Origin of the sequence: Pseudogracilibacillus amylolyticus (SeqCode) (genome assembly GCF_051918545.1) — a bacterium.
In the GTDB taxonomy this organism is placed as follows: Bacteria; Bacillota; Bacilli; order Bacillales; family Amphibacillaceae; genus Pseudogracilibacillus.
In genome coordinates this window covers 1-5,812 of record NZ_JBPPZG010000007.1, presented here as the reverse complement: position 1 = coordinate 5,812, position 5,812 = coordinate 1, and the positions used below count along the sequence as shown (strand labels likewise).

The 5,812-nt window shown below is 31.4% G+C and carries 11 protein-coding genes; 2 read left to right on the top strand and 9 right to left on the bottom strand.

The features are described from left to right. Positions 1 to 51: 51 nt before the first annotated feature. The 9 genes from ACPYKA_RS01465 to ACPYKA_RS01425 form a co-directional block, all read right to left on the bottom strand. Positions 52 to 378, bottom strand: a complete 327-nt coding sequence (locus ACPYKA_RS01465) for a hypothetical protein (RefSeq protein ID WP_479540642.1) — start codon at positions 376 to 378, stop codon at positions 52 to 54. 59 nt (positions 379 to 437) lie between these two features. Then, positions 438 to 602, bottom strand: a complete 165-nt coding sequence (locus ACPYKA_RS01460; RefSeq protein WP_479540641.1) for a hypothetical protein — start codon at positions 600 to 602, stop codon at positions 438 to 440. An 82-nt stretch (positions 603 to 684) separates the two neighbouring features. Beyond that, the gene (locus ACPYKA_RS01455; RefSeq protein WP_479540640.1) at positions 685 to 888 is read right to left on the bottom strand and encodes a hypothetical protein; all 204 of its coding nucleotides are present in this window, start codon (positions 886 to 888) and stop codon (positions 685 to 687) included. Further along, positions 875 to 1,345, bottom strand: coding sequence for an HNH endonuclease (locus ACPYKA_RS01450; protein WP_479540639.1), 471 nt, complete (start codon positions 1,343 to 1,345; stop codon positions 875 to 877). The genes ACPYKA_RS01455 and ACPYKA_RS01450 overlap by 14 nt, the downstream gene beginning before the upstream one ends. A 1-nt stretch (position 1,346) precedes the next feature. Beyond that, on the bottom strand, positions 1,347 to 1,757 hold the full coding sequence (locus ACPYKA_RS01445) for a hypothetical protein (protein WP_479540638.1): 411 nt from the start codon (positions 1,755 to 1,757) through the stop codon (positions 1,347 to 1,349). Between the two features lie 169 nt (positions 1,758 to 1,926). Beyond that, positions 1,927 to 2,433 carry a DUF4352 domain-containing protein gene (locus tag ACPYKA_RS01440; protein ID WP_479540637.1) on the bottom strand — a complete coding sequence of 169 codons (507 nt, stop codon included), beginning with the start codon at positions 2,431 to 2,433 and terminating at the stop codon, positions 1,927 to 1,929. A gap of 11 nt (positions 2,434 to 2,444) precedes the next feature. After that, a complete protein-coding gene (locus ACPYKA_RS01435) occupies positions 2,445 to 2,606 on the bottom strand; it encodes a hypothetical protein (protein ID WP_479540636.1) in 162 nt (53 codons plus the stop codon). 158 nt (positions 2,607 to 2,764) lie between these two features. Beyond that, on the bottom strand, positions 2,765 to 4,153 hold the full coding sequence (locus tag ACPYKA_RS01430; RefSeq protein WP_479540635.1) for a recombinase family protein: 1,389 nt from the start codon (positions 4,151 to 4,153) through the stop codon (positions 2,765 to 2,767). Between the two features lie 87 nt (positions 4,154 to 4,240). After that, entirely contained in the window at positions 4,241 to 4,894 is a 654-nt protein-coding gene (locus ACPYKA_RS01425; protein ID WP_479540634.1) for a helix-turn-helix domain-containing protein, read from the bottom strand. 299 nt (positions 4,895 to 5,193) lie between these two features. Here ACPYKA_RS01425 and ACPYKA_RS01420 point away from each other — a divergent pair, with 299 nt between their 5' ends. Continuing rightward, a complete protein-coding gene (locus ACPYKA_RS01420; RefSeq protein ID WP_479540633.1) occupies positions 5,194 to 5,424 on the top strand; it encodes a helix-turn-helix domain-containing protein in 231 nt (76 codons plus the stop codon). Between the two features lie 89 nt (positions 5,425 to 5,513). Then, complete coding sequence (locus ACPYKA_RS01415) at positions 5,514 to 5,675, top strand: hypothetical protein (RefSeq protein ID WP_479540632.1); 162 nt, start codon at positions 5,514 to 5,516, stop codon at positions 5,673 to 5,675. Positions 5,676 to 5,812: the final 137 nt, after the last annotated feature.

Here is a 5,812-nt window from a genome sequence, read left to right as displayed (position 1 = left end):
ATTGAAGCGCAGAGGGTTAAAATAAAAAGAAGAGGGATGTTATATCCCTCTTTAATTAAAGATAGCGTTAAGTAATCCTTCAATCCTTTTATTTTTATCTTCATTCACACTTTTTAAGTAAACCATATCCCGAAACTTATTGTAACTATCATTTACATGTGTATGTGCGTTACCGATAAACTTATCGCCTTCGTAGTAAGATGTAATACCATTTTCGGTTATCGCTTTTACTTCCACCACATCATTTTCAAGAAACTTTAACTTGCATTGCTTGATTGCATCCTTCCAGTCTTCATTATTAAGATTTTCCTTAGCGTTTAATTCATGTTTGAAAAACACATCTCCATTATTAGCTTGATAAACGATTACATTAGTCATTTTATTTCCTCCTATATTATAATATTTTTGTGGAAGAGGGATTTATATATCTCTCTTTTTTAATAAACTAATTTAAAATCGTTATAGTCGATGTCATCCCAACCTTGCTTTTCCAAAAACTCTTGTTCGTCAAATTCGATCAATTCCAACGCTTCTTCAATTGTTAGGCTTCTATTTGTTAAAACCTCACCAACTAAAACGCCATCATACATTACTTTTACCATTTTACATTCTCCTTTTTTCATGTGATATTTTCTTAACCTTTCTAATTACTATTATATATCTATATAATTATATAGTCAAGTATTATTTTAAAGTTTTTGCAAATTCTTTTAAATCTTCCACCCAAAATAATTGTACTTTGCCTTTTCCATGTCCAGATTCTTTACAAGGAATGATATTTCCTTGTCGTAAATGATGCTGAAAAGCCACGTTCGATAGTCCAACATAATTTTCCGCTTCCCTCCTTGTCATGAGTTGTTCTAAAAATTCATCCTTAGTCATTTTCATTATTCTTTCCCTCCAAAAATGGTTTGTGATATTTTTTTTCGGCTTGTTTTCTTGCTTTTATTGCATCTTCTAATTCATCAAAGTAACCTAAATGTATTTGTTTTCCTTTGATACCTATACCTGCTTTATACCGTACTTTATTTTTTCTTTTGATAATAGTTATTCCTTTGTGTCCAGTCTTGTTATCTGACCTTACTTTGCTTTTTAATAACGGAGTAAATACGCCATCTTTTATTAGATGTTTTTTGTTGTGTTCTTGTACATTTTCGCCAGCTTTCCCCCGCAAACATCCGCATGATTTAGTCATTCCATTAATTAAACGGTCAACAGTAACATTTGTGAAGTTTCCACAATCACATTTACATTTCCATATCATTTTTCTGTTATACTTTCCTACAATTTCAATCGGTTGTAATTTTCCAAACCTTTTTCCTCTTAGGTCTTTGATATTTGCCATATTAAGCAATTCCCCATTCCTCGAAGTCAATGCTGTTTTCAATGACTTCAATTTTATCTCCTAAACGGATTTCTATGTCTCCTGCCCCAATTTCAATTGAATATAGTCTCACGATTTGACCAGTGACGTTATTTTTAACCACTTGATGTTCTAGATGATTACGTTTTGTATATCTTTCACCACGTATGTTTACATCTTCGGATAAAAAGTTAACTTCTAATTCTTCGATGTTGTTTGTTGTAAAAACTAAGCAATTATTTTTTCGGCATATTTCTGTATAATCAATGTTATTCTTTTTCGTTGCTGCCCAAGCTATTTTAAGTGATTCACTTAGATACTCAACAACTTTACCGCCAAATCTTTTTTGTCCTTCCCTTGCAATTTCCCAAGCATGTTTCATAATGTTTTTCATTTTAATTTCCCCCTTTTGTTCCCTTTCTTTAACCTTCTGATTACATTATACAACTATACAATTATATAGTCAAGTGCTTTTATAAAGTTTTTTATAATAAAAAATAACTAGGCTTTACACCTAGTTATCAAGCTTGTACCACTTCTTTTTTGTATTATCTTCTTATGTATTATAAATTGTCAATTACCCAAATAGCTTTCCCGGATTTGAAAGGATCAGAAAAATGTAATTCATATTTATCAGACTTGGAAACGTCAAAAGGTATATCGCCTTTCATTGATTCTCCAGGTGGCAAAGTTCCATCAAGTTGTCCTTTTGTTCCTTCGGTTAAAATTGTTGTATTGTAGGTATAACCTTCATCATCTTTTAATTCAATATTCATTATAGATGAAACAGCTTGTTCCTCATCCGTTCCGTTTTCAATTGTTAAATTTGCAACAACGAATTGTTCTTCGGTTGGTTCGTCAAACTCTCCGCCTTCTTCAATTCTTGCTTCATTTAATGTTATTTTCATTCCGTCAAATTCGACTGAATCACCAACGGAAAACTTTTTAACCTCTTTTTTCTTTTCTTTTTGTTCTTCTCCGCTAGCTTCTTTTATTTCCGCTTCGTCACATGCTGCTAATCCTAAAGCTAATGATCCACCTAATAGTATTGTTCCAATTTTTTTAAACATTATATTTCCCCCTAGTTGTTTTTTACTGTTTCTTCTTCTTTGATTTTCTGGTATTCCTTTTCGATTAGTCTTGATACACATTGTCTTTGGTTTAAATCGTATTTGTGACAAATATAAAGCAACTTTCTTTTAACTTCTGGTTTTGCGTCAACTACAATCCTATCAACCGCCAATTATTCCCCCTCCGTTATCCTTTTCTTTTAACATGTTAAGTACAGCAGGACATCAATTCAAGTACGTACATTTAATGTACATACTACTTTTAGTTAATGAATTATTATAGTTGTAACACGTTAGGAGTTCCTGCCGTTTTGTAACTATGATACTATAATCAAAAAAACTCAACATTTGTTACAGTTATATTGTACTTCTTTTTATATCCTTTGACAAGCTTTCTTTTAAAATGTATTTTTTGTATGTGTTTTTGAATAAACTTTCTCTTTTCTTTTCTTGTCAATACGTCAAAGTGGACAGTAAAAAATTCTTTTAATTCTTCCATTTCTTCATTTGATATTGCACTTTTCTTTTCCACATTTAATTTATTAAGTTTTTCTTCGATACTATATATATTACTTTCGATTTCTTTTTTATATAACATTAAATCTTTATCGCTTATCATGCTATTTATCCATGCTCTTTGTATTCTATCTTTTTTATTATTCAATTCGTTTAGTTTTTCTTTTAAATTATTTATTTCTTTTTGTTCCTTGTCGTTTGTTTCATCTTCCAACTTAGCAACAGGAAGTGTTTTCATATATTTCAAAAACGCTTCTTCTAAAAGTCTTTCGGCAACGGAAATAAATTTTCTTCCTTTTTTATGGCAAACTTCGCATACATAGCTATACGCCACAGTCTTATAATCATTGTGGCTTCTTGCTGATACCATCATAATAGATCCGCATTGATAACAAGCTATTCGCCTTCTAAAAATATCATCCCTTTCAATAAAACGCCTTCCTATTCTATTTTCTTCTAGTATAGTTAATAATTTATCTCTTTTTTCCTTCGTTATTATGCCTTCATGTGTGTTTTTAATTATTGTTCCGTTTCTTTCCATATTACCGATTGTTGAAGCTTGTCTAACTTTCCTAGTTAAATAGTTATGTGTCCAATCTAAGTTATATTTTCTGGCTATTGCTCTTTCTGCACTTGTAAAACTATGTCCTTCTTCAATAAGATTGAAAGCTTCCCTAAGTATTTTCGCTTCATCTTCTTTTATTTTTAAACGTTTATCATCACCTAGATAAAAACCAAAAGGTGGAGCACTTTGCCAAATTCCCTTTTCTGCTCTCGATTGCATATTAATAGACACACGTTCGCTTATTGTTTCGGATTCCCATTGCGCAAACACCCCAATTAAATTAACCATTAAACGACCATTAGCGGTTGATGTGTCTAAACTTTCAGTTGAAGAATGTAAGCGACATCCGTATTTATCAAATATGTTTATCAGTTTGTTAAGATCAATTATTGATCGAGTCAATCTATCCAAGCGAAATACAACGACATTAGAGACGTTTTTGTTTTTAACATCCTTTATCATTCGTTTGAAATTTGGGCGCTCCGTAGTCCGTCCACTTCCAACATCAATATATTCTTTCACGTTTTCAAAGTCTTTTATCGTGCAATACGCTTTTAATTTTTCTTTTTGTGTTTCTAACGAAACGCCTTGATCCGCCTGTTTGTCTGTGCTTACTCTCATATAAATAGCGGTTGCCATTTTATCCCCTCCATAAAAATGAATATAAAAAAGCGGGATAGCTAATCCCGCTAAAACATTGAATCCCTAACGTTAGAAATCCAACTACTATAATTCTACAATATAAAGCACGACTTTTCCATGTATTTTTAAATTTTCGGCTTTATCAAAGTTTATTACTTTGTCGAAAAAACGTTTATCGGAAGAATCTGGTTTAAAAATAAACCTTTTATTTTCTCTATCTATATAGATTCTTTTAACTGCATATTCTTCATTGTCGCTATAAACTACAATATCACCATCATGTAAATTGGATAGGTTTGTTTTTTTAACAGCTATTAACGAACCATGCGAAAATACATTGTTCATTGATTCTCCGTTTACTCTCATTAAAAATATATCCTTGTTACCTGCCCATTTCCCCATTATAAAATCTGGTAACTGTATCTTTTCAATTTCATCTTTTGTTATCCCTTCAATATTTAAAGGTGTTCCCGCCGAAATTGAAGTATGGATATAGTCATATTCGGAAACGCTAAATTGTTTTTTACCTTCTCCAATTCCAAGAAGAAATTCAATTGTTGTGTTTAATGCTTTCGCATATTTGCCAATATCATTAATCGGGAATTCTCTTTGGCCGTTTTCGTACCTTGATAAAGTAGACTTTGAAATTCCTACCTCTTTGGCTAATTCATCAATGGATATTTTCCTTTGTTTTCTCATGGTTTTGATAATCCTTATTACTTCATCCGATGTCCTCATCGTGTTCACCTCCTTTCCGTTTCCTATTATATATATAAATGATCCAAAAATGCAACAAAAATATTTTTTTAATAAAAATTGTTGACATAAAGAGATTAACATATTACTATAGTAATTGAAGTTCCCAAAAGGAAACACAAACAAACTTTTAAATAAAAAGTGTTGACAAGTGCTTTTTAGTTATTGTATAATGATACCCAAATGTTCCCGAAAGGATAAAATAAAATAAAATAATTAAAAAAGTGTTGACAATAGGGAACGAAAGTAGTAACATAATAATTGAAGGAGATGAGAAATAAATGAATTTTAATTTACAAAGATTGCGTTATGAAAGACTATCACGTAAAAAATCACAAAAAGAAATGGCGGAAGCGCTAGGAGTTGGGAGAACAACATATTATAAGAAGGAAAACGGCGATATAAAAATAAGCGTTGAAGAATTCGCCATTATCCTAAAAGAATTAGGGATCCCCCAAAGGAAAGCGGGAATATTCTTTGTTAAAGACGTTGACGATTGGGAAATAGCTTGAAGATGTTGACGATAGGAAAATAGCCTTTGGTATTTTTTTGATAAGTAAGTTGACATATAGGAAATAACATTTATATAGGAGGTAAAAAAATGAACCAAATGTCAACAGATGAATTTGAACGAAAGGAAAAGGAGGAAATGAAGCGTTTAGGAATTAGCGAAGAAACAATGAAAAGTATGAAAGCTTTCTTTGCTAAAACATCTGCACCAAGATTAATAAGAAAGAAGCGGAAGCAAGTAGCTGAGGAATGAGGGAAAGAAAAGACGGAAAGGGAAGGGGGGAATAAAAATGATCGGTTTAGTCTTCGGTCTAGTTTTAGGTTTTATTGTTTACGAAACATTCGCAATCATCAAAAAAGACAATGCTAATTAATAGGAGGGTAAAAAAT

Coding starts and splice junctions, on each gene's coding strand:
- ACPYKA_RS01465 (WP_479540642.1), bottom strand. CDS start 378: ATGACTAATGTAATCGTTTATCAAGCTAATAATGGAGATGTGTTTTTC.
- ACPYKA_RS01460 (WP_479540641.1), bottom strand. CDS start 602: ATGGTAAAAGTAATGTATGATGGCGTTTTAGTTGGTGAGGTTTTAACA.
- ACPYKA_RS01455 (WP_479540640.1), bottom strand. CDS start 888: ATGAAAATGACTAAGGATGAATTTTTAGAACAACTCATGACAAGGAGG.
- ACPYKA_RS01450 (WP_479540639.1), bottom strand. CDS start 1,345: ATGGCAAATATCAAAGACCTAAGAGGAAAAAGGTTTGGAAAATTACAA.
- ACPYKA_RS01445 (WP_479540638.1), bottom strand. CDS start 1,757: ATGAAAAACATTATGAAACATGCTTGGGAAATTGCAAGGGAAGGACAA.
- ACPYKA_RS01440 (WP_479540637.1), bottom strand. CDS start 2,433: ATGTTTAAAAAAATTGGAACAATACTATTAGGTGGATCATTAGCTTTA.
- ACPYKA_RS01430 (WP_479540635.1), bottom strand. CDS start 4,153: ATGGCAACCGCTATTTATATGAGAGTAAGCACAGACAAACAGGCGGAT.
- ACPYKA_RS01425 (WP_479540634.1), bottom strand. CDS start 4,894: ATGAGGACATCGGATGAAGTAATAAGGATTATCAAAACCATGAGAAAA.
- ACPYKA_RS01420 (WP_479540633.1), top strand. CDS start 5,194: ATGAATTTTAATTTACAAAGATTGCGTTATGAAAGACTATCACGTAAA.
- ACPYKA_RS01415 (WP_479540632.1), top strand. CDS start 5,514: ATGAACCAAATGTCAACAGATGAATTTGAACGAAAGGAAAAGGAGGAA.